Annotated in this window: 21 protein-coding genes; 10 read left to right on the forward strand and 11 right to left on the reverse strand. The window is 65.0% G+C overall.

The window, feature by feature from the left end:
- Nucleotides 1-5: 5 nt before the first annotated feature.
- Together GQB00_RS14675 and GQB00_RS14680 are read right to left on the reverse strand one after the other, a co-directional pair.
- Nucleotides 6-1,751, reverse strand: coding sequence for an alkaline phosphatase D family protein (locus GQB00_RS14675; protein WP_165856884.1), 1,746 nt, complete (start codon nucleotides 1,749-1,751; stop codon nucleotides 6-8).
- A 417-nt stretch (nucleotides 1,752-2,168) separates the two neighbouring features.
- On the reverse strand, nucleotides 2,169-2,348 hold the full coding sequence (locus GQB00_RS14680) for a hypothetical protein (RefSeq protein WP_111497605.1): 180 nt from the start codon (nucleotides 2,346-2,348) through the stop codon (nucleotides 2,169-2,171).
- Nucleotides 2,349-2,573: 225 nt separating this feature from the next.
- On the opposite strand from GQB00_RS14680, the gene GQB00_RS14685 reads away from it, so the two are divergent.
- From GQB00_RS14685 to GQB00_RS14700, 4 genes are all read left to right on the forward strand, one after another.
- Nucleotides 2,574-3,422: a substrate-binding periplasmic protein gene (locus GQB00_RS14685; RefSeq protein WP_165856885.1), complete on the forward strand. Its 849-nt coding sequence runs from the start codon at nucleotides 2,574-2,576 to the stop codon at nucleotides 3,420-3,422.
- Between the two features lie 11 nt (nucleotides 3,423-3,433).
- Nucleotides 3,434-4,123 carry a class I SAM-dependent methyltransferase gene (locus tag GQB00_RS14690; RefSeq protein WP_165856886.1) on the forward strand — a complete coding sequence of 230 codons (690 nt, stop codon included), beginning with the start codon at nucleotides 3,434-3,436 and terminating at the stop codon, nucleotides 4,121-4,123.
- Between the two features lie 80 nt (nucleotides 4,124-4,203).
- Nucleotides 4,204-4,767, forward strand: coding sequence for a gamma-glutamylcyclotransferase (locus tag GQB00_RS14695; protein ID WP_165856887.1), 564 nt, complete (start codon nucleotides 4,204-4,206; stop codon nucleotides 4,765-4,767).
- A gap of 195 nt (nucleotides 4,768-4,962) precedes the next feature.
- Entirely contained in the window at nucleotides 4,963-6,546 is a 1,584-nt protein-coding gene (locus tag GQB00_RS14700) for a hypothetical protein (RefSeq protein ID WP_165856888.1), read from the forward strand.
- Between the two features lie 55 nt (nucleotides 6,547-6,601).
- On the opposite strand, the gene GQB00_RS14705 is transcribed toward GQB00_RS14700, so the two are convergent.
- Entirely contained in the window at nucleotides 6,602-7,054 is a 453-nt protein-coding gene (locus GQB00_RS14705; protein ID WP_165856889.1) for a DUF4124 domain-containing protein, read from the reverse strand.
- A 150-nt stretch (nucleotides 7,055-7,204) separates the two neighbouring features.
- Between GQB00_RS14705 and djlA the strand changes: the two genes are divergently transcribed.
- The 4 genes from djlA to GQB00_RS14725 all read left to right on the forward strand — a co-directional run bounded on the left by djlA (nucleotide 7,205) and on the right by GQB00_RS14725 (nucleotide 11,074).
- Nucleotides 7,205-7,984, forward strand: coding sequence for a co-chaperone DjlA (djlA, locus tag GQB00_RS14710; protein WP_165856890.1), 780 nt, complete (start codon nucleotides 7,205-7,207; stop codon nucleotides 7,982-7,984).
- A 238-nt stretch (nucleotides 7,985-8,222) separates the two neighbouring features.
- Entirely contained in the window at nucleotides 8,223-9,035 is an 813-nt protein-coding gene (locus GQB00_RS14715; RefSeq protein ID WP_228276819.1) for an alpha/beta hydrolase, read from the forward strand.
- Nucleotides 9,036-9,193: 158 nt separating this feature from the next.
- Nucleotides 9,194-10,240, forward strand: a complete 1,047-nt coding sequence (locus tag GQB00_RS14720; RefSeq protein WP_165856891.1) for an AraC family transcriptional regulator — start codon at nucleotides 9,194-9,196, stop codon at nucleotides 10,238-10,240.
- A gap of 9 nt (nucleotides 10,241-10,249) precedes the next feature.
- Nucleotides 10,250-11,074: a lipase chaperone gene (locus GQB00_RS14725; RefSeq protein ID WP_165856892.1), complete on the forward strand. Its 825-nt coding sequence runs from the start codon at nucleotides 10,250-10,252 to the stop codon at nucleotides 11,072-11,074.
- Here GQB00_RS14725 and lnt read toward each other — a convergent pair.
- From lnt to GQB00_RS14755, 6 genes are all read right to left on the reverse strand, one after another.
- On the reverse strand, nucleotides 11,016-12,593 hold the full coding sequence (lnt, locus tag GQB00_RS14730; protein WP_165856893.1) for an apolipoprotein N-acyltransferase: 1,578 nt from the start codon (nucleotides 12,591-12,593) through the stop codon (nucleotides 11,016-11,018). The two genes, GQB00_RS14725 and lnt, sit on opposite strands and share 59 nt — an antisense overlap.
- Entirely contained in the window at nucleotides 12,590-13,117 is a 528-nt protein-coding gene (locus tag GQB00_RS14735) for a hypothetical protein (RefSeq protein ID WP_165856894.1), read from the reverse strand. The genes lnt and GQB00_RS14735 overlap by 4 nt, the downstream gene beginning before the upstream one ends.
- 117 nt (nucleotides 13,118-13,234) lie before the next feature.
- Complete coding sequence (locus tag GQB00_RS14740) at nucleotides 13,235-13,546, reverse strand: AzlD family protein (protein WP_165856895.1); 312 nt, start codon at nucleotides 13,544-13,546, stop codon at nucleotides 13,235-13,237.
- Complete coding sequence (locus GQB00_RS14745) at nucleotides 13,536-14,255, reverse strand: AzlC family ABC transporter permease (protein ID WP_111497593.1); 720 nt, start codon at nucleotides 14,253-14,255, stop codon at nucleotides 13,536-13,538. Before GQB00_RS14745 ends, GQB00_RS14740 begins: the two co-directional genes overlap by 11 nt.
- A 53-nt stretch (nucleotides 14,256-14,308) precedes the next feature.
- Nucleotides 14,309-15,187: a hypothetical protein gene (locus GQB00_RS14750; RefSeq protein ID WP_165856896.1), complete on the reverse strand. Its 879-nt coding sequence runs from the start codon at nucleotides 15,185-15,187 to the stop codon at nucleotides 14,309-14,311.
- Entirely contained in the window at nucleotides 15,184-15,789 is a 606-nt protein-coding gene (locus tag GQB00_RS14755; RefSeq protein ID WP_165856897.1) for a methyltransferase family protein, read from the reverse strand. The genes GQB00_RS14750 and GQB00_RS14755 overlap by 4 nt, the downstream gene beginning before the upstream one ends.
- 184 nt (nucleotides 15,790-15,973) lie before the next feature.
- On the opposite strand from GQB00_RS14755, the gene GQB00_RS14760 reads away from it, so the two are divergent.
- Nucleotides 15,974-17,419, forward strand: coding sequence for an amidase (locus GQB00_RS14760; RefSeq protein WP_165856898.1), 1,446 nt, complete (start codon nucleotides 15,974-15,976; stop codon nucleotides 17,417-17,419).
- Nucleotides 17,420-17,560: 141 nt separating this feature from the next.
- Nucleotides 17,561-20,530: a DUF3857 domain-containing protein gene (locus tag GQB00_RS14765; protein ID WP_165856899.1), complete on the forward strand. Its 2,970-nt coding sequence runs from the start codon at nucleotides 17,561-17,563 to the stop codon at nucleotides 20,528-20,530.
- A gap of 9 nt (nucleotides 20,531-20,539) precedes the next feature.
- Here the strand turns inward: GQB00_RS14765 and GQB00_RS14770 are convergent, their stop codons facing one another.
- Both GQB00_RS14770 and GQB00_RS14775 read right to left on the reverse strand, forming a co-directional pair.
- Nucleotides 20,540-22,417 (reverse strand): diguanylate cyclase, encoded by a 1,878-nt coding sequence (locus tag GQB00_RS14770; RefSeq protein WP_165856900.1) that lies wholly within the window; start codon nucleotides 22,415-22,417, stop codon nucleotides 20,540-20,542.
- Nucleotides 22,418-22,583: 166 nt separating this feature from the next.
- A complete protein-coding gene (locus tag GQB00_RS14775) occupies nucleotides 22,584-23,012 on the reverse strand; it encodes a secondary thiamine-phosphate synthase enzyme YjbQ (protein WP_165856901.1) in 429 nt (142 codons plus the stop codon).
- Between the last annotated feature and the right edge of the window lie 22 nt (nucleotides 23,013-23,034).

Genomic DNA, 23,034 nt, shown 5'->3' on the forward strand with positions numbered 1-23,034 from the left:
CCGGCTCAGACGGACGTCAGACCCGGCGCCCCGGCCACGGTCCTCCGGGCGTAGGCACTGTCGCTGTCCAGGCTGTAGCTGGTGTCGGTGGCCGTGCTGACAAAACGCCAGTCGGCACGGGCTTCGGTGGCGGTAAACGTCACCCGCAGGTAGCCGCGCTGGCTGACGTTGGCGTATTCGAGGCCGTCGATCAGCGTCTCCAGCCCCTGGGCGGCGGTGGCGGCCTCGCTCGCCGACAGCCCCAGGTAATATTCCAGCCCCGGCGAGCTCACCGAGGCGGTAGCGAATTCCACACCCACCACATCGCCGTCCGGATCGTCCAGGGTCAGGTTGTTGGCCCAGGCGTTGTGGGTATCACCGGCCAGCACCACCAGGTTCTTGCCGTTGTCGGCCATCAACTGGAAGATCTCGTCGCGCTCCCAGACGTAGCCGTCCCAGGCGTCGAGGTTGTAGGGCAAGGTGTTGTCCAGACGGGCCTGCTGATCGGTAGTGAGCGACCCGCCGCTGTTCTCGATTTCCTTGAGCACCAACAGCTCCGTCAGCTGCGAGATCACCGCCGCCGAATCCCCGTTCTGATACGACACGATCACCTCTTCCGGGAACAGCATCCGCCCCATCAGCACCTGCTGCCCCAACACCTGCCAGGTGGCGGTCGAGGTCTGGACCTGGTTGCTGAGCCAGGCCAACTGTTCGGCACCCAGCATTTCCCGGTTGGTGTTCCTGCGAGCGGTGTTGACCGCCTCGCGGTCGATGATGTCGCCGCTCATGTAATCGTCGTAGTCGAGCTGTTCGTCCCGCGCGATCAGGCGGGTGTCGAGCATGTACAGGCTGACCAGGTCGCCGAACGCGAAGCTGCGGTAAATGGTCTCTTCGTCGTCCTCGCTGGCCGGGCGCACCGGCATCCATTCGAAGTAGGCCTGCAGGGCCGCCAGCTTGCGCTCGCTGTAGTCGCCTTCCGACCCCTGGTGATTCTGGGCGCCGCTTTCCCAGGCGTCGTTGGCCACCTCGTGGTCGTCCCACACGGCGATGAAGGGCACCTGCGCGTGCAGCACCTGCAGGTTGCTGTCGGTGCGGTAGAGGGCGTAGCGGCTGCGGTAGTCTTCCAGCGCCAGCAGCTCGGTGTCGTTAGCGTCTGGAATCTGGCGCACTTCGTCCGTGCCGTACTGGCCGTTGGCGTATTCGTAGAGGTAGTCGCCCAAGTGAACCACCGCATCCAGATCACTCTCCTGGGCTACGGCGTCGTACACGTTGAAATAACCGGCCGGGTAATTGGCACAGGACATCACCGCCAGGGTCACCTGCGACACGCTGCCTTCGGGCAGGGTCCGGGTCTGACCGATCAGGGAAGTCGAGCCCTGGGACTTGAAGCGATAGTAGTAGGTTTCGCCCGGACTCAGGCTGAGCACGTCCACCTTGACGGTGTAATCGCGACCGGCGTTGGTTTCGGTGGAGCCGGAATGCACCAGATTGGCGAAGGACGCATCCGTCGCCACTTCCCAGCCCACGCTGACCGCGCCGTCGGTTTCCAGCGGGGTGACGCGCGTCCACAGCAATACGCGGTCCTGTAGCGGATCGCCGCTGGCCACGCCGTGCTGGAAGGCGGCACTGCCATTCGAATCGCCGCCGTCGTCCCCGGAATCGGACGACGAGCCGCCGGAGGACAGGCAACCGGCCAGGCCGGTGGATACAACCACCGCTCCGGCACTGAGGGCGGAGACGCGGAGAAACTCGCGACGGGTCAGGCGCTTCATGGCAAATCCTTTTGCTGGGCTCCGGCAAACCAGGGCGGCCGGGCAGAATGGGGTAACGAATGAGGATGACGACATCCCGCTGCCATCCGCGCTGGAGCATACCCAAGTCCAGACCCGCAAAAACAGTGCCGTAGCCGGCGTCAGTCGACGATGCGGACATGCCCTCTTCCTGCACCTGCCAACGAGATGACTCCGGTTTTCGCCCCGTTGAGGTGCGCGCAAACCGGCACCGCTGACGGGAAAAGAGACAGAGGCCATTGAAAAGCCGGAAATGAAAAGAAGACGGGGGACAACGTCGGGATTGGGGAAGGTATAAAGCCGTGCCCCGCCGGTCACAACGGCGCAGCCACTGACGGTCGTGCCCGGGGAATAGGCAGCAAGGCCGGCAAGCCGACGCCCCGCAAAGGCCGGTTCGTGCTACTGGGCCCTGGTTTTCTCTTGGCCGCAGCGCTCGCAGCGATAGACGGTCACCAGTTTGCCGCATTTAACGTCAAACTGCTTCTCCTTGCACACCACCCATTTGTGGAAATCGTGCTGACACAAACCCTTGCGTGGTTTCTTCTTTTCCGGTCGCCGGAAAGGCAGGACATCGCCCATAGTCTCTCGCCTCTTGAGTCAATCCTTCTGGGTCAATCCTTTGGATGGTGCACAACGCGATCGCCCGATTTGAGAATACCCCCGCCGTCGCCACTCGGGAAGAGGCTCAGGCGGAATGAGCGACAGGTGCCCCAGGACGGGCAAGATGATAGGCTTCCGGCTGGCTGTGATTATCTGGAACAGCGGTACAGATTGAGCCGTTTCATGCAAGGAAGCCACAAACCCATGCCTCGTCGAACACGCGGAGCCCTCCGCACCCTGCTGGCAGCCGGATTGTTACTGGGTGCCCTGAGCCCTGTTACCCGGGCCGAGACGGTGCGCCTCACCAATGGCGACTGGCCGCCCTTTCTCATCGAAGAACCACCCCACGGGCTGGTGAGCCAGGTTGTGGAACGCGCCTTCGCGCTGGAAGGGGTCGACGTGGAATGGGGTTTCTTTCCCTGGTCGCGCTCTTTCAAGCTGGCGCGGGACGGCAACTGGGACGGTTCAGCCGGCTGGTCCTGCTCGCCCGAGCGCGAGATCAACTTCTACTTCAGCGACCCCATCGCGCCGATCCATTACGTTTTCTTCCACCGCGCCGACCGCACCTTCGAGTGGGACACCATCCACGACCTGAAAGGGCTGCGCATCGGCCTGACTCAGGACTACAATTATGGCAGGGCGCTGGCCCGGGCCGACGCGGAAGGTCTGATCACCACCGACGTCACCACCTCCGACCGGGTCAACTTCCGCAAACTGCTGGCGGGGCGCATCGACCTGTTCCCGATCGACATCGAGGTGGGGCGACACATGCTGAGAGAACAGTTCTCCGAAGAAGAAGCCCGGCGCCTGACCTATCATCCGCATGTGCTCCACGCCGCCCAACTGCATCTGATCCTGTCGCGGCTGGTGCCCGGCAACCGGGCGCTCATCAACCGTTTCAATCACGGCCTGCATCATCTTCAGGCCAGCGGCGAGATGCGTGAGATCGCCGAGCAGTCGGGCTTCGACACGACGGACGCGCCCCTGCTCCTGCGGCACACCCACCGTCTGTCGGGCTGTGCCGACTCCCGTGATACGGCAAGCCATCACTGAAGCCCATCCCCATGGCCCACGGCGATCCCGAATCCCGGATTCTCTCCAGCTGGAAAACCAACGCCAGCGCCTGGATCCGCGCCGTCCGTGAGCATGAAATCGCCAGCCGCGAGACCGTCACCAACCAGGCCATCGTCAACGCCATCCTGACGTTGCAGCCCCGGCTCGTGCTCGATGCCGGCTGTGGCGAAGGCTGGCTGGTGCGTGCCCTGAGCGCCCACGGGATACGCGGTATCGGCATCGATGCCACACCGGAACTGGTGGAGCAGGCCCGGGCGTTGGACAATAGCCGCTACCAGGTCATGAACTATGCCCAGCTTGCCAACGCCCACAGCTTCCAGGTGGACGTGCTGGTCTGCAACTTCGCCCTGTTGGGGGACGCCTCCGCGAACGAACTGCTGCGCGCTGCCGCCGTACACCTGAAACCCGACGGCCACCTGGTGATCCAGACCCTGCACCCGCTGATGTCACTGGAACCCGGCAGCTACCAAAGCGGCTGGCGGGAAGGTACCTGGGCCGGGTTCAGCGACGCGTTCCGGGAAGCACCACCCTGGTACTTCCGCACGCTGGGCGACTGGTTCGCGCTGTTCGGGCGCTTCGGCTTCCGGGTGCGATCGGTCGCCGAGCCCACCAACCTGCCCGGCAACCCGCCCTTCTCGATCCTGTTCACCATGGCGTATCCGGACGCCCCTCGCTCCTGAAAGTCAGGGTTCCTGCCTTGCATACCCCGAAAACCTCCATGATAGACTGAGCCCGCACCCACGGGAGTTCAACGCATCCAATGACCGCCAACACCATCGAGATCAATCGCCAGCGCCATCGCTTTGACGATCGCGAATCCGTCTGGCTGTTCGGCTACGGCTCGCTGATCTTCAAGTCCGACTTCCCCTACCTGGAACGTCGCCCGGCGTCCATCGAAGGTTGGGTGCGCCGCTTCTGGCAGGGCTCCCACGACCACCGCGGCACGCCCGACGCACCGGGACGGGTGGTCACGCTGATTGAAGAAGCCGGCGCTGTTTGCCAGGGCATGGCCTACCGCATCGCCCCGGAGGTGTTCGACCACCTGGACGTGCGCGAGAAGAACGGCTACCTGCGCTTCATGACGCCCATGACCTTCGCCGACGGCGATCAGTCCGACGGGCTGGTGTACATCGCCACACCGAATAACGCCGCGTTCCTGGGCCCGGCGGACGAACGCGACATCGCCCTCCAGATCGCCGCCTCGCACGGACCCAGCGGGCCCAACGACGAGTACCTGCTGCGCCTCGCCGACGCCCTGCGCGAACTGGCGGACATCGACCCGCACGTTTTCGCCATCGAGCGTCATCTGCGGACCGCCGACTGACACGCCCGCCCTCTCCGCCTCATCGCAATGTTAAATCCTGTGATATCCATCACGCTGTAACAGCGGCTTCATCTGCCTGCCCTATTTCTGTTGTTTTCTAACGCATTGATACGAGGCGAATGCCCTCGCCTGAATAGCCAGCTCCTCCGGCTAACCCAATCCGGCAAGAATCAACCAGACACAAGGGCTGTGAAGATGTCAGCGAGTTCCTCTCTTATTGTCGAAAAACTGTGGCGCCTGAAACGGGCCGTGGACCAGGGACACTGCCAGGGTGTCGAGTTCATCCACCTCAACAACCTGCTGCGCGATCCCGCCTACCGTGAGGATATCCTCGACCGGGTCGCCATCGGCGGCGACGATGAGCTCAAGGCGCTGGTCCGCGAAATCCGCCAGAGCGACGATGGACAGCCGCTGATGGCCACACCGCGCCGCCAGACCTACCAGGCGGACCCGGCCCAACCGCGCCGGAAAGGCGGCTTCCGCGCCTCCCGGGTACTGGCCTGGGCGCTGCCGGTGGCGGCCGCCGGCGCCGCGATGGTCGGCTTCACCCACTTCGACAATCGCACCGTGCACATCAGCGACGACATCGTCACCGACACCACCTGGGAGTCCGGCAAGACCTACGTGCTCGACAAGAAGGTCTACGTCGACCAGGGCGCGAACCTCACGATCGAAAGCGGCGTCACCGTGCGCGGTGAGCGCGGCTCGGCGCTGATCGTCACGCGCGACAGCAAGCTGTTCTCCCGTGGCAGCAGCGTGGCACCGGTGGTGTTCTCCAGCAACCAGGCGGAAGGCAAGCGCAAGCGTGGTGACTGGGGCGGCGTTGTGCTGCTGGGCAACGCGCCGGTCAATCAGCCCAATGCGTCGATAGAAGGCATCCCGGAGGGCGACACCCGCGGCCTGTTCGGCGGTGAGGATCGCCAGGACAGCTGCGGCGTGATGGAGTACACCCGCATCGAGTTCGCCGGCTTCGAGGTGTACAAGAACAACGAGCTGAACGGCCTGACCCTGGGCGGATGCGGCCAGAACACCATCGTCCAGAACGTGCAGGTACACCGGTCACTGGACGACGGCATCGAACTGTTCGGCGGCCAGGCCGACCTCAAGCACATCGTCATCACCGGCGCCGGCGACGACAGCCTGGACTGGGACTGGGGCTGGACCGGCCGCGTCCAGTTCCTGGTGATCCAGGCGCATCCGGACGACGGCGACAATGGCTTCGAGGGTGACAACAACGGCGACAACCACAACGCCGTACCCCGTTCCGAACCGACCTTCTACAACGTCACCATGGTCGGCGGCGGGCTGTCCGCCAAGAAACACCGGGGCATGGTGATTCGTGAGGGCTCCGGCGCCCACTTCCACAACATGATCATGGACAGCTACGGGATCGAGGCCATCGACCTGCGGGATGAAGTGTCCTCACTGACCGGCGCCGGCACCCTGACCTTCACCCACAACATTGTCGCCAACACCGGCAACCTGGGTCAGAGCGGCACCGAGTCCGGCGATTCCGATGACGATTACGGCTTCGACGAGCAGGCGTGGACGCACACCCCGCAGGCCAAAAACCGCTTCCGGGTGGAAAGCGCCATGCTGCCGGCCGCGCGGGACATCACCTCACCGTCTTTCCAGCCGATCATGACCTCGCGCCAGATGAACGCGGAAACCCCGCCGGAAAGCGAATTCTTCGACGAATCCGCCACGTTCCAGGGCGCCATCAACCCGGTCTCCAAGACCACCTGGATGGACGACTGGACGGCGTTTCCGGCGTCCTGATCCGGTCCTGCCCAGGCCGTAGCTTCGGGGTTCCGGCGCTACGGCCGACCGTCCCTCAGTTGCAGTGTTTCTCGTAGTTCTGCCGGAATTCACGGCGGTATCGGTCGCCCGCGGCGTCGTCCAGGTAGACCCGCTCCCCCTGATCGTTAAGCTCATAGAACACCCGCACACTCTCCATGTGTCTGAGCTCCGCCAGCATCCTGCGGCAGGCCTCGGCCCGCTCGGCATCCCGGGCCGCCTCTTCGGCGGCGGCCGCTTCCTCGGCCTGGCGCTGCTCCCGGCGCTGCTGGAAGAAGTCATCGAGGTCGTCCAGGCGTTGGGTATTGTTCTCCCCTTCACCGTTCAGCTTCTGGGGCTGACGCAGCTCCATGGTCCGGGCATTGCCCTGTTCCGGTGGGCGATCGCCGAAATGCACCCGCCCCTGATCGTCCGTCCACTGGTACACTTCCGCCTGTAATGCCGGAGAAGCAACGGCAATCAGGGCGGCCGCCATGATCTTGTACATCATCGAACTTCCTTGATTATTCAGTCGTGTGCCGGAATCATCGCACCCGCCTTGACCGGGGCGCATCGATTCACGCCGCGGCAACACCGGTTGCAGTTGCACTTAAACGTATCGTAACTCCCGGCATACCATAAAACACGATAGGATGACCGCATGTTTTTCGCGATATTTATCGGTGGCCTGATCGGCTACCAGATCGGACGCCTGCCCGGACTGCTGATTGGCGCGGTCGCCGGTTACTTCATCAGCAACGCCCTGCGCAAGAAAGTGCGCTCCGGCCTGTTCCAGATCCAGTCTCAGTTCCTGCAGAGTACTTTTGCCGTCATGGGCGCGCTTTGCAAGGCCGACGGCGTGGTGAGCGAGGAAGAGATCCGCGTGGCGGAAACCCTGTTCGACCGCCTGCGCCTGTCCGGCGAGCAGCGTGAACTGGCCAAGGCCGCGTTCCGTCGGGGCAAGGAAGAAGATTTCGATCTGGACGCCGAACTGGACCAGCTGCTGCGGGTGACCCGTGGCCAGCGTGCGCTGCTGCAGATGTTCCTGCAGGTGCAGGTATCGGCCGTGGCCGCCGACGGCGAGCTGCACCCGGCCGAACACCAGATGCTGCTGCGCATTGCCCGCAAGCTGGGCCTGCCGGAATCCCAGATCGACCAGCTCGAAGCCATGCTGCGTGGCGCCCGCAGCCACGGTGCCGGTGGCGCCGCCGGAGCACCACCGCGCGGCCAGCAACTGGCGGATGCCTACAAGGTGCTGGGCGTGTCGGAGGACGTCAGCGACGCCGAGCTCAAGCGCGCCTACCGCAAGCTGATGAGCCAGAACCACCCGGACAAACTCGCCGGCCGTGGCCTGCCCGAAAGCATGCGGGAAATGGCCGAGGAAAAGACCCGCGAGATCTCCAACGCCTACGACGTGATCAAGGCCGCCCGCGCCAGTTGATCGCTCACCGGGGAGCGGTGCCGGCCAACCGGGTCGGCGCCGCCAGAAACCCCAAACCTGTGCACTTCCCCGACACAACCTGACCTGCCATCCTCACGCCAATCGCGTTTTTCCCGTCATAGCTGCTCCTGCCGGGTGTTTCTAGAATCGCAACTGTTTTGTCCGATGTCGCGCCGAACCTTCGGCCGATTCCGGCGAAACGACGCCATATCGAGACAACATCAGGGAAGGAATAACAATGCAATCGTACGCTCTTCAATCGATGCGGATCGCGGCCATCGGCGCCGTTAGCAGTCTGATCCTGTGTGGTAACGCCCTGGCCATGACCCCGGGCGGGGACTCGCTCGCGCCCTACGAGGAAACCGGCCCGTTCAACACCACAACCCAGGCCGGCGGCCTGTCCTGCACCATCTACCGACCGGCCAGCCTGCAGGACGACCATCCGGTGATTCTCTGGGGCAACGGCACCGGCGGCACCCCATCCACCTACGGCGACGGCCTGGAGCACTGGGCTTCCTGGGGCTTTGTCGTGGCCGCCGCCAACACCAGCAACGCCGGCTCCGGCGAGGAAATGCTGGACTGTCTGGACTACCTGGAAAACGCCAGCTATTCCAACCAGCTCGACTTCTCCAACGTCGGCGCCTCCGGCCACTCCCAGGGCGGCGGCGGCACCATCATGGCGGCCCGGGATGCCCGAATCACCGCCACCGCGCCGGTGCAGCCCTATATTCTGGGCCTGGGCCACGAAACCTCGTCCCAGTACCAGCAAACCGCACCGATGCTGCTACTCTCCGGCTCCGATGACACCCTGGCCGGTCCCACCCTCAACCAGCAGCCGGTCTACCTGCGCGTCGACGTCCCCGTATTCTGGGCTACGCTGGATGGAGCCGGCCACTTCGAACCTGTGGGCGACTTCGGCGACTTCCGTGGCCTCACCACCGCCTGGTGGCTCTACCAGCTCACCGGCGATGCCGATGCCGCCGACCTGTTCACCGGCCCGTGCGTGGTCTGTGACCTGAGCGACTGGGACGTGGAAAGCAAAGGGCTCTGAGAAAGACGTAGGTCCAAACGGACACAGCCGACAAGCGCGGGCCAGGCTCCGGTTTTCGACGGAGCCTGGCCCGCCGGTTCACGGCGCTCTGGATCAGACACCGCGCCGGCAACAGACGCGAGAACAACAAGAAGACATCAAAGCCAGGGAGGCTTGCCATGGACTTCGACGCCCGAGTGATCCCGCTGCACCGACACCCTCTCGGCTTCATCGAAGCGTTCGAGCAACTGGGCGCGCAGCAGAACGATCTGCTGCGCGGCACCGGCGTGACACCGGCCCTGTTCGACATGCAGGACGTGCGCATCAGCTACAACCAGTTGCACGCCCTGATCGGCAATGGCATTCGCCAATGCGACCGGCCCGGCCTGGGGCTCGAGGTGGGCATGCGGTTTGACTGGACCTACTGGGGGCCGGTGGGGTTCGTGGTTTACTGCAGCACCAACCTGAAAGACGCGGCAGAAGCCTTTCGCCGCTACATGGTGACCGCCCAGCCCTTCTACACCCAGGCGGCCGCCCAGCCCAACTCCTACCTGGACGCCAACAACCGGGTCTTCGAACCGCTCGACTACGCCACCGCCTGCGAAGACGACCCGGTCATGCGCCGTTTCATTCTCGATTTCCGGCTTGCCATCAGCCTGCGTATCTGGGACCTGTGCGGCAACAAGTCGGTGAACGATCCCTCTGTCCATGTGCGACTCACGGACCCGCAACCCGAATCGCTGGCGCCTTACCAGTCCCTGCCCTGCGACTCGATCACCTTCGGCTGCGAGGCGTCGACCATTTCCGGCCACCTAGAGCTGGTGTTCAAGCGCTTCCGGCGTCTACGCCAGCGCGCCTTCGATCAGATCGTCCGCCAATGCGAAACCGAACTGAGCAGCCTGTCCCGCACGGTCACCTTTGCGGACCGGGTGCGCTGGCACATTCGCGCGCACTTCAGACCCGATCTGCAGCTTGGGCAAGTGGCCGGCCCGATGAACGTGACGCCAAGAAGCCTGAGCCGGCGACTGAACGCCGAACAGACCAGCTTCCGCAAACTGCTGCATGAGGTCCGCATGGAGATCGCATCCCACCAGCTGCGCTGTTCCCGCCTCAGCGTGGAAGACGTGTCCGAACTGACCGGGTTCTCATGCGCTTCCAGCCTGCGTCGTGCCGTCAAGAACTGGAGCGGCGCGACCATCAGCGAGATGCGGGACGTGATGGGTTAGGTCGCCGATATGCATCCCGACCGTCGTAGCGACCAGCAGCAGGAACAGGCCCGCCAGAACCGGCGGGAGCGGCATCGCGCCATCCGGCTCAGCCTGGCGCTGGCTCTTCCCCTTTGCCTGGTCATCACCATCACGCTGGCCGGGCTGGCCTGGATAACGCCCGCGCAAAGGGCACACGAAGCAGCATCCGTTAACGGCAAGCCGGAGACGGGGTATCGCCCGGCGATCGTGCCGGCGAGCCAGAACAGCCGGCGCACGACCGTTCAGGGATCGACGCCGGCGTCGGCAGCGCCGGTGACCGACACGGAAGCGGACTTCAACCTGGACGCCGTCGCCAACGCCCTGAGCCGGCTCAATCACGACGACAACGGGCGCCTGTTACTGGACCGCCAGGCCCGGGACATCCTGGAGGCCGTCTTCCTCAACCGGGACCATGCGTTGAATGAAGCCCGCTTCCAGGACCTGCAGAACCTGATCGAAGCCGGCCTGCAAGATGAGGCCGGGCGGCAGGCGGCGGCCGTCGCCGCACGTTTCTACCGCTACAGCAACGCCTACCGGGAAATCCGGGATACGCTGGGGCGGCATGCAGGCCTGGACCGACTGGAGGCGAACTATCGGCAGATCCATCAACTGCGCCGTACGTATCTGGGCGCGGATCTCGCCACGGCGCTCTACGGCGACGCTGAGTCCCTGATGCGCTACACCCTGGCAAGTATGCGCCTGCAGGCCAACCCATCACTGACTCCGCAACAGCGCCTGGCTCGCCAGGAGGCGCTCAGGAGCGATTTACCGGCATCGCTGGCTGACGCCATGACGCCGCCCACAACGCCCTGATGATCGCAGCGGCCAGCAGCAGGCCGAATACCCACGGCAGCAACCGCGGACTCCGGGTATAGACGCTGTCGGTGGCGTCCTCGCTGAGCGGCGCATCGATCCAGTAGGCACCCGCCTCGCCGTATTCCGACTGGAACAGGCGCCGCCCGGACGGCAGGATCAGCGCCGACGGGCCATTGTTGATCACGTGCAACAGGGGGCGGCGGTTCTCCACCGCCCTCAGGACGGAGGCATTCAGGTGCTGGTGCGGCTGCCGGCTGGGGCCGAACCAGACGTTGTTGGACACCACGACCAACAGCTCCCGCGCCTCCCGTCCCCGGGCGGCATCGGCGACCAGCACGGGAAACAATGCTTCGTAGCAGATCAGCGGGATCACCGTGATCGCATCGGCCCTAAAACGCTCCGGCCCGTTTCCGGGCGCCACCTGAGTGAAAAACTCTCCCAACTGCCCGCGAACCCAGCGCCGGGCCGACGGAAATCGCTCCAGCAACGGCAGGTACTCACCGAAGGCGACCCGCCGGATCTTGCGGTAGCGACCTTGCTCCCGCCCCCCGGAATCGATCAGCACGGTGCTGTTGTGTTCCGCGCGGCCCGCCGCTCCGTCAACGTATTCCATGCCCTGCAGCAGGATGGCCGTCGACAGGCGCGCGGTTTCCCGGCGCAGCGCCGCAGCCACCCGGGGCTCCTGAAAATAGCGGTTGTCGCGGGCTTCGGGCCAGACCACCAGATCAGCGCCGGCCCGTGCCAACGCGGCTGAAAGGGCCATGGCCCGGGGATAGCTTGCGGTATAGCCCGGTGCCTGACGGGCGCTGTTCAGCCCGGTGTTTGTCTGGACGACGCCTACCCTTTCGGTCGGCGACTCCGCCACCCGCTCATCCCAGTGCCCGAGACTGACGGCGCCCCACACCAGCCAGACCATGGGCAGCAGCGTCGCGATCATGCTGACTGAATCGTGCCAGGGCGCCCGGGGCCCGGTCAGCCAGCGCAGGATCAACACGCTGACCAGCGCCATCATGGTGTCCAGGCCGCTGACGCCCACCACCGAGGTCCCCTGCAGCGCCACGAGAAAGGCGCTCTGGCTTTCCCCCAACTGGGCCTGGAACAGCATCGGGAAATAGCCGAAGAACAACGCCACCAGGGGCGGGAACAGCAGCAACGCGGACCAGCCCGTGCGCAGGCGAAGCCACTGGAAAGCCAGCATCAGCAGAGCGATCAGTTGGGCACTGTAGAGCCAGAACAGGACGGACAAAAATACCGTTAGAGGCAGTCCCGGCGACCAAAGCCGCAGCAGGAATTCAACGATCCACCAGGCGCCGCCCCCGTAGAGCACCAGGCCGCACACCAGCCCCAGCCGATACGCCTGCGCCGGGCGCTTGTCGTGCAACGTCCAAAGCAGCGGCACGAAGCCGATCCAGCCCAGCAGGAACAGCTCCCGATCGACATAGGGCAAGGCCAGAAGCAGTCCGGAGAGGGCCGCCAGCAGACAGTCGCGGATGCCCGCCGAGCGGCGCCCGATCATGGTGCGGGCTCGCCAGCCAAGGCCTTCATCATGGCGTTGTGCTGCCGGAACAGTGCCTCCGCGTCGGATACGCCGAACACGCGCCGCTGCAAACGCTCGCGTTCAGCCTGGGAAACGGGGGACGCCCTTTCCCCGAGGGCCAGGCGATAGGTGTTGTAACGAAGCAGTAAATCCCCGGCCTGGTCGCCCGCCGGCCCGGGCAGCCCCTTGCTCAGCAGGAAACGCAGGCGCCGGGCCGCCTTGTCGTCGATGGACTCACCGAAGCCGTCGGCAGCGGCTCCCAATGCTTCCACAGTGCGGGCATCGCGAATCAGCTGCCCCTGCGAATCCAGCGGTAGGCGCGCCATCAGACGATCGAGGGCGGCGCCGTCGATGGTCGGGCTGGTCTCATGTGGCCAGGGGGCCGCAACCTGCCCGGCTGCGGTATGCAACGGCCTCGCGGGCACCGCGAAGCCGGCGATGCCCAGAAGCGCGATGAGGGTCAGGGGCGGGATCAGGCGTGCGGTTTTGCCATCGTCATCCATGGAACGTCCGGCGCGAGCAGTGCGATCCGGCTATCCTAGCAGGGGCCGACCAGCGGACAGGTAACACGAGTCTCGCGCCGGCGCGCGGTTTGGCGACTCATGTTACCCAGGGAAGGCTCAGAAAAAGTAACGTGCCCCCGCAGCCGCCGCGACACCGGCGGCAATGGCCGGCAACGGCTTGTGCAGGATCAGCATCATCGCCGCGGTCGTACCCAATGCCAGGCGTGCGCCCAGGTCGCCGGTGATGGCCATCGGCGTGAGTATGGCGATCAGCACCGAGCTGGCCATGGTGTTGATGAAACTCTCGATGCGCGGGTTGATGCGCACGTAGGACATGAGGAAAGGCCCGCCCCAGCGGGTAGCCAGGGTCACCAGCGCCATGACGGCGATGATGACCAGTACGCCCAGTTCGGTGGTCTCAATGCTCATCGGACGTGCGCTCCAGCCAGAAGAAACCCACCACACCGCCGGCCAGCGCGCCCACCACCACGTGGGTGTGCGGCGGCAGCCACCAGTAGGCAGCCATCGCCGCGCCGGCCGCGACGGCCCAGGCCACCAGCACCCGCGGGTTCTTGCGGCCGCCCAGCGCCATGGCCAGCAGGAAACAGCCCAGCACCATGTCCAGACCCAGGCTCTTGGGATCCTGCAACAGGCCGCCAAAGTAGACGCCCAGCAACGTGCCGATCAGCCAGGCCACCCAAAGCGCCGCACCGCCTCCGAGAATCACCTCCAGGTTGCGCCGGCCGTTCTGGTAGTCCTGGGCGGCGATCGCCCAGTTGGCGTCGGACAGCACCAGCAGGATGCCGTAGCGCTGGGGCGTGCGCATCTGGCGCAGCATGGGATAAAGCGAGGCGCCCATCAGGATATGGCGGGAGTTGATGGCGAACGTGATGGCCATCAACGGCAACAGGGCCACCTGGTCGCCCCAGAGTTCGAGCGCGGCAAACTGTGAGGCACCGGCGAACACCAGCACGCTCATCAGCGTGGCTTCCAGCGGCACGATGCCTTTCTGCACGGCCGCCAGGCCGAAGGCGGCGCCGAACGCCACCACGAACAGGGAGATGGGCAACAGGCGCAGGAATTCGGACCGGACCTGGGCGGGCTGGAGCCGGTATGTCGTTTCAGCAGATGGGTTCATTTAGGCAAGCTAATTAAGTCACGGGCGCAAACGAATAGGTAGTTCCCGAAGCATCACCCGCAATCAGCCCCGGCGTTGGAGCGGATAATGCATCGCACCCACGGCAGGGCTTCCGGGTAATCCGTCGTGTCCAGCACAAACTCCTGTCCGCGCGCCACCGCCTGCAGGACGACCCGATGCGTCTCCCGCTGCCAACGGTCCGCCCGGCTGTGGTAGGTCAGCGGCACCTTGCCGTCGCGCGGATGGAACCAGCGCGGCAAGGCCCAGATACCGGGGCGCGTCGCACGACGATCGGTGAGCTGCAACGACGCCCGGTGACGCTCGAACCAGCCCGCGCCAGGCAACTCCGGCTCAGCCTCGCCCAGGTCGAGATGGTCCGCCGCCAGGTAGAGCGTGTTGCTGGCGTCTCCCTGCCAGCGGAAATGGGGATGGTAATCCGCCCAGGCGCGCACGGCTGGCGACGCCTCATCCACGGCGGCGATCTCGCCGATCTGCAACCAGCCCCAGATGACGTGGCGGGCCGGTTCGGCGGGGTCGAATCGCCAGCCGTCGTCGGTGACGAGCGCCGGACGGAACAGGCCGAAGAAAACGAACAGATCCCCCGGGGCAATGCCCTGGTTCTTCAGATGCCCCTGGGCCGCGCCGCTCTGGCCGAAGAGCCCACGCCAGCCGGGTTGGCGCGGCAGGGCCCGGGCGTTGAGGTCCGGGTCGATGTGCGCGCCGCTGCCGGCATTGAGCTTGTGGCGGGTCAACTGGGCGACCGGATCGCCCAGGCGGATGCCATGATGGTCGATATCGCCGAAGGTGACCCGGGAGCGGCTGTCGGGGATCGGCAGCGACAGCAGTCGGCCATCCGGCAGGATCGGGCTGGGGCAGCCGCCGGAACTGGAATCGAACCCCTTGCGGCTGAAAATGATGCGGCGCGGCGTCATAACCAGCGCGGCACCCGGGCGAGGTATTCCTGGTAGGCGTCACCGTAAAGCCGGACCAGCGTGCGCTCTTCAGACCGGGCCTGACGCATCAGGACGACGACGCCGATCACCAGGCAGATCAGCGAGAAGACGCTGGGCAACGCCAGGAAGAAGCCCAACTGGCCCAGCATGATCGCCATGAACAGCGGGTTACGCGAGCGCCGGAACGGGCCGCTGGTGATCAGGTGGCCGTGGTGGGTTTCGTCAATGCCGGAACGCCAGTCCTGGTGCATGTAGGCCTGCACGTAATCCACCAACGAGAAGGACGCCAGCAGCAACAGCGCGCCGGTCAGCAGCACCGCCGGCTGATACAGCCACGGCAGCACTCCCAGCCAGGGATCGATGTCGAAGACGATCCGGATCAGGCAAATTGCCAGGATGCTGGCGCGGAAGACATTAAACGTGTGGCGGTGCCACCAGGTGCCGCTGCCCCGTTTGCCATAGTGGATGTGGGAAAAGCGCATGCGCTCGAACAGGCCCAGACTGCGGCTGGTGTAATGCAGGCCGATCATCAGGAAATAGATGCCGAGGAAATGCCTGACCAGCGGTTCAACTGATTCCATGCCTGTTCGAAGTCTCCGTTTTGCAAGCGGTCTGTTAAGGGGCAACAGAGCCTAACGGTTATTGCCGCATTGGGAAACCGCGACGCGGCTTCGCTCGATCGTCGCCAGCCCGTAATGACATTCAGGCACGCCCCGGGTTCCGATAGAGTAAAAGACCACACCAATAATACCAGCAGGACCGTCCATGACCGTACAGCAGTGTCCTTCACCGGTCTCCGCTTTTGGCGACGATGCCCTGGGCGAACTCGACGCCACCGGTCTGGCCCGGCGCATCCGCCGCGGCGAGATCAGCGCCCGGGAAGCCGTCGCCGCCGCCATTGAACGGGCCAGGGCCGCCGAGCCCCTGTTGCACGCCATCGCCACAGCGGATTTCGGGCGCGCCCTGCAACAGGCATCACAGTCGGTACACGGCCGCTTTGCCGGCGTGCCGACGCTGATCAAGGACAACACCGATGTGGCCGGACTGCCCACCGGACATGGCTCCCGCGCCGTATCCCCCCGGCCGGCCCGTCACAACCACGCCTTCGCCCGCCAGTTGCTGGCCCAGGGGATGGTCAACCTGGGCAAGAGCAGCCTGCCGGAGTTCGGCTTCAACGCCAGCACCGAGCCGGTCCACGCCCCGGCGACCCGTAACCCGTGGAACCCCGCCTACTCCTGCGGCGCGTCCTCCGGTGGCGCGGCAGCGCTGGTGGCGGCCGGAGTGGTGCCCATCGCCCACGCCAACGACGGCGGCGGCTCGATCCGGATTCCGGCGGCCTGCTGCGGTCTGGTCGGCCTCAAGCCCACCCGCGGGCGCATGGTGGACGGCGTTCCGGCCAAGACCCTGCCGGTCAACCTGATCGGCGAAGGTGTGGTCACCCGCAGCGTACGGGATACGGCCGGTTTCCTGGCCGAGGCGGAACGCTACTTCGCCAACCCACGCCTGCCGGCGGTGGGCGAGGTGCTGGGTCCGGGTCGACGGCGTCTGACCATCGGACTGGTGCTGGATTCCGTGACCGGCCACCCGACCGATGCGGTCACCCGCGAGGCCGTGGAGCGGGTGGCGCAGCAACTGGAGGCGGCGGGTCATCGCATCCAGCCGATGCGTGTGCCGGTGACGCCGCGCTTTGCCGAGGATTTCGCCCATTATTGGGCGTTCCTGGCGTTCATGGTGGCGCGCGCTGGCAAAGGTCTGCTGGGACCCGGCTTTGACCCAGAGCAGGTCGACAACCTCACACGCGGCCTGTCCCGACGCTTTGCCCGCAGCGCTCATCGGTTACCCGGCACCCTGTGGCGACTCCGGCGTAGTGAAACGGAATACAGGGAAGGTCTGCAGCGGCTCGGTGTCGACGCGGTGCTGTCGCCGACCCTGGGGCACACCACGCCGCGCCTGGGTTACCTGAGCCCGGAGCAGGATTTCGATACTCTGTTCGAACGCCTGCGGCACTACGTCAGCTTCACGCCCCTGGCCAACGCCAGCGGTGCTCCGGCCATCAGTCTGCCGGGTGGATTGGGCCCGGATCACCTGCCCATCGGCGTGCACCTGTCCGCCCGGCATGGCCGGGAACGGGACTTGCTGGAACTGGCCTTTGAGCTGGAAGCGGCCGGCGACTGGCCAGCGATCCAGCGACTGGCCGCGTCCAAATCGTAACCGCATCACACCGGCGCGGATCGGCAGCGCTGCGACCGTCATCGCGTGCTAAGATCAACCCGTGCCTTTCCGGGCATGTCGTTGGCATCGGCCGGTTTTACCGGCCTGCCAGTCCCGCTGTTGAACATAGGTTATCAAGGAATGAGACCCCGCCCCGCGTTGCCGTATGCCGGCCTTCCGATTGTTGTCCGCGTTCTGTTCTGTCTGCTGCTAATCACCGCCGTGCCGGCCTGGAGCGCCCAGGTCCCCACAGGCCCGGCGCCGGACTGGGTGGAGCCCGTTGCCATTCCCGCCAGTGAACCGGACGGTGAGGCGGAATCCGGGAGCACGGACGTGCTGCTGTTTGATGAGCAGGTCAACCTGACCGGGGCCCAGCCGCAGCAGTTCACTCACATCGCCAACCACATCCGCAACGCCGAGGGCCTGCAGGACAACAGCTCCCTGTCGATGACCTACGATCCGGACTACGAGTCCATCGTCATCCATCGCATCCGCATCCACCGTCAGGGCCAGGTGCTCGACCGGCTGGCCGACGCCCGCTTCGAGGTGTACCAGCGCGAGTCGGACCTGGAACGGCAGATGTACAACGGCACCCTGACCGTGCATACCGTGCTGGACGACCTGCGGGTGGGCGATACCGTGGAGTACAGCTACTCGATCATCGGCGACAACCCGGTTTTCGGCGGCCATTTTTCCTCTTTCTACCCGCTGCAGTGGAGCGTGCCGCTGGCGCGCCAGTCGCTGCGCATCCTGACGCCAGCCGACGCCCCGCTGACCCTCGAAGCCCGGCCGAAGCGCGCAGTGCTGGACGAACAGCGCCAGGGCGGAACCATCGAGTACCGCTACCAACAGGACAACGTGCCGGCGCGCACCAGCGACAGCGAGGCGCCGGCCTGGTATTCGTCACGGACTGTACTGACCCTGAGCCAGTTCGCCGACTGGCCGGCCGTGCACGCCTGGGCCACCGACCTGTTCCGGACGCCCGACGACCCCGGCGCCGCGGTAGAGGCCCTGGCGGAGCAGATCCGCGACGCGCACGCCTCCGATGAAGCCCGACTGGAGGCGGCCCTCGCTTTTGTGCAGCAGGAGATCCGCTACGTCGGTATCGAACTGGGCGAAGGCTCGCATCGCCCCACGCCACCGGCCGTAACGCTCCAGCGCCGCTTTGGCGACTGCAAGGACAAGACGGTCCTGCTCAACACCCTGCTCCGGTTGCTCGACATCAAGGCCAACGCGGTCCTGGTGGACACCGGCCTGCGGCAAACCGTTGCGGACGAGCCGCCCACGCCGCTGGTGTTCGACCACGTCATCACCCGGGCGCAACTGGGCGACCAGGTCTTCTGGCTGGACGGCACCCACACCCACCAGCGCGGTGCCCTGCCCTATCGCACACCGGCGCACTACGGTGCCGGCCTGATCCTGGGCGACGGCCCGGGGCGGCCCCAGGTGATCGAACCGGAGATTCCGCCCACGGCCATGCCGCGCCAGCACGTCACCCAGCACCTGGTGCTCCCGGAGGACGCCGATACCCCGGCGGAACTGACCATCGTTACGGAAATGGGCGGCAGTGAAGCGAGCTACATGCGCGGACGGGTGGCCCGCTCCGGCAAGCAGTTCCACGAGGATTACCTGAACTACTACGCCAACCTCTATCCGGGTCTGGAGCGCATCGCGCCCACCACCTTCCGCGACGATCCCGAGCACAACCGGGTGGTGATCGAGGAGCATTATCGCGTCCCCAACATCTGGCAGGACGACGCCGAAGCCGGCAGCCGCACCGCCTGGCTGGACGGCGACCTGGTCAGCGACTTCCTCTACGCGCCGGAAGTGCAACGGCGCGAATCACCCTACGCGCTGTACCATCCGATCCAGCTGCAGCAGGCCCTGACCGTGGACCTGAACGGCGACTGGAACCTGTCGGAGGAGCACGAACAGGTTCGCAACGCCTATTTCGATTTCCGGCGCGACGTCACCTTTGTCGACGGGCACCTGACAGTCAGTCATCGGCTGGACTCCCACGCCGGATACGTGCCGGCGAACGACATGACGACCTACCTGGATGACCTCAAACGGGTCAACAGCCTGCGCTATTACGGCCTGGAGCAGATGGACGAGGCACCCCCGTCGTCGATGGCCCCCTGGATCGTCGGCGTATCGCTGGTGCTGCTGTTGATTGTGGCGGGCATCGTGGATTACGTGATCGACCGGGGCCGGGAAAAAGCCGTTCCGCAAGGCCGCTACTATCCGGTCTCAACCGCCAAGTTCGTGGTGCTGAACCTGCTCTCCCTGGGCTGCTACTCGATCTTCTGGGCCTACCGCAACTGGGCCTATATCCGGGAGCGGGACGGCCGCAGCCTGTGGGCCTGGGCGCGGGGATTCTTTCTCGGTTTCACCCTTTACGGGCTCTACGCCGACGCCCGCAAGGACCATGAAGAGCAGCCCGCCCTGACCCTGGGACGCGCCGCCATCGTGCTGCTGGCCCTGGGCTATTTCATCTTCAACGCCCTGCTGGCCCGGGACAACATCCTGGTTTCCTACGCCGGGCTGGCCCTGTCGATCCTGTGCCTGCTGCCGCTGCAGCGCCACTTCAACCGGATTGAAGGCGATACCGAGCGGTTCCGCTTCAATTCCCGCTGGCGCCCGCGCCACGGCATCCTGGCGCTGTTCTTCATAGCCCTGTTCAGTTACGACGTCGGCACCGCCACGTACCTGCTCCCGCCCAATCACGTGATGGCCGGCAGCGACCTGCCCGCGAAGACGCGCCTGTTCCTGGACCGCCACAAGCTCCTGGCGCCGGACGAGACGCTGCTGCAGTTCTATTCCCAGGGGGTGTTCGACTACACCGAGGACGGCAACGGTCTGACCGACCGGGGCGTGTTCTCCTACTGGTCGGACACGAACGCGCGCTTTCACATGGAGACCGCCCGCTACAGCGATATCGCGGACCTGCGGGTCACGCCCGGCGACTTCACCAACCCCACCGCGATCCAGGTGATCCGCAACGATGGCAGCTACTTCATGCTGTTGCTGAGCACCGAAAAGGCCGGCGACCGGCGTTTCTCCAAGGCCCTCCGGGCCCGCTGGAACGGGTTGCAGCAAACCGCCATGTAAGGTGCGTGGTCACAGGCTATGAACCGGTGTGCTGAAGCGCGAGTCGCAGATGGTCACCCGGTTCCGGCCCCGGCCCTTGGCGTCGTAGAGCGCCTCATCGGCGGCGTGGAAGATAAGTTTGGTGGCCTCGACGTGCTCCGGCACCACACAGCACAGCCCGATGCTAACCGTCACGTTGAGTACTTCATTGGAAATGCGGAAATCAGTGCCGGCGATCGCTTCGCGGATGCGCTCCGCCACCTGCTCGGCACCGTTGGCGGGGGTTTCCGGCAACAGGACCACGAACTCCTCACCGCCGTAGCGGGCGGCCAGATCCTCCGGCCGGGTCACGAACCGGCGGATGCACTGGGCCACCATCTGCAGGCAATCGTCTCCCACCAGGTGGCCGTACCTGTCGTTGAAGCGTTTGAAGTGGTCGATGTCGATCACCAGCAACGCCAGCGGCTGGCCGAATCGATACGCCCGCACGCAGGCGGAACGGAAGCTGCGATCGAAGAAGCCCCGGTTCTTGAGACCGGTCAGGTTGTCGGTCTCGCTCAGTTCCTGCAAACGGCGGTTGAGGTCTTCCAGATCCTGGGTGCGCTCCTGCACCCGCTGCTCCAGCAGGGCGTTGGCCTCCTGCTGCACCGCCAGGCTCTTCTCCTGGGCCAGACGCACCTTGCGCTCCTCATGGTAAAGCCGCTCCTGGGCGTCGAAGGCGCGCTTCTTTTCCTTGTTGATCCGGTCCGCCAGGGCAATCGACAGCAGGATGACACCCAGCCCCGAGCCCACCTGGGTGGCGTTCTCTGTGAACAGGTTCTGTGGCAGCAGGGTGAACTTGTTGAGCGCCAGCACTACGCCTCCAAACAGCATGAAGAACCAGGCGATGCCGAAATAACGGGCGGCGGGGTCCTTTTCATACCAACGGATGCTGCCCAGCAGCACCATCCCCGCGCAGCCGGACGCGGCCAGTACGATGGACGGCAGGATCATCAGCCTGTAAGGGACGGCCAGCGACACCAGTGCGAACACGCCGGAGGCAATGACGACGGTCACCGTGGTCCAGGCCAGTTTCGGATGGGTGTGCGGCAGAACGGTCAGGAAGCGCATGGCGAAGATTCCGCCGAAGAACACCGTCAGGTTGAGGAAGAACAGGATGGCGTGATCGTTCCACCAGGTGGATTCTGGCCACAGGTACTGGAAGGCCACGCCGTGCAGGCTGGCCAGGAACAGCGGCATGGCGCTGATGTAGCCGACGTAGTAGAGGAAACTGCGTTCGCGGACCACCACGAAGACGAACAGGTTGTACAGGATCATCACCAGCACGACGCCGTAATAGAGGCCTTCCAGCAGCAGGTGCGGCTGCTCGGCGACAAAGAACGCGTCCCGTGACCAGAGCGTCATGGGCAACTGCACCGAACTGGCGGTCTCCACCCTCAGGTACAGGCGGGTTTCGCTCTGGGGCGGCAGGTCGAGGGGCACCAGGAAGTTGCAGTGGCGAATCGGGCGGGCATTGAACGGCTGCTTGTCGCCCAGCGTCCAGGACTGCCCCACGGCGCCGTCATCGATCCGGTAGATCTCCACCGAATCCAGCACCGGATAGGCAATTTCAAGGATCTTGTGCAACGCGACCAGCTGCGGGTTCTCCAGGGTCAGACGAAACCAGTAGGCGTGATCACGATACCCCAGATTGACGTCGTCTTCGGTATTGGCGGTCCAGTCGCGGTCCGGCAGCGTCATGATCGCTTGCAGGCTGCGTTCCTCATCGCCCTCCGCCAGGTACGATACGTGCGGGGACAATCCGATCTGGTCACCAAATGGCGTCAACACCAGCGGGTCGGCCCGCAGCATTGAGGCCGGGCCGGTCAGACCGGAGAGGAAGACAATGAACAGGAGCCAACGGAGCATAGGCGACTGACCGTTCTGATTGTTGTGGTGGTGCCGTTTGTTTTGGTTGTGCAATCAGTATGTAACAGCCGCTTCGTCTTTTCGGATTAATTTTGTAATAAACTGTTCCAGCGGACAACAGGAACGTCAAACGAACGCAAAATCGGGTCTTCCCGGACCCGGAAGCTTACGCCCGCTCGCCCTGAAGCGTCGCCACAACCCGCCGCGCACCGCCGCTGTCGCGATGCTCGCACAGGTAGATCCCCTGCCAGGTTCCCAACGCCAGGCGACCATCACGCACCGGCAATGAAAGCGTGGGCCCGATCAGCACGCTCTTGATGTGCGCCGGCATGTCATCCGGCCCTTCCATCACGTGCTCATAGTGCGGCGCGTTCTCCGGCACCATGACATTGAAATGGCGTTCGAGGTCGCCTCGCACATCGGGATCGGCATTCTCGTTGAGCGCCAGGGACGCGGAGGTATGCTGGATAAACAGGTGCAGCAGGCCAACCCGGTAATCGGCCAGTTCAGGGATCTGTTCGAGGATGTCCCGCGTAATCAGGTGGAAGCCCCGGGGCCGGGGATTCAGTGTGATGGTGTGTTGCTGCCAGCTCATGGAATCCTCCTGCGGATCGGAT

This window comes from Marinobacter sp. JSM 1782161, from assembly GCF_011421605.1.
Taxonomy (GTDB): domain Bacteria; phylum Pseudomonadota; class Gammaproteobacteria; order Pseudomonadales; family Oleiphilaceae; genus Marinobacter_A; species Marinobacter_A bohaiensis.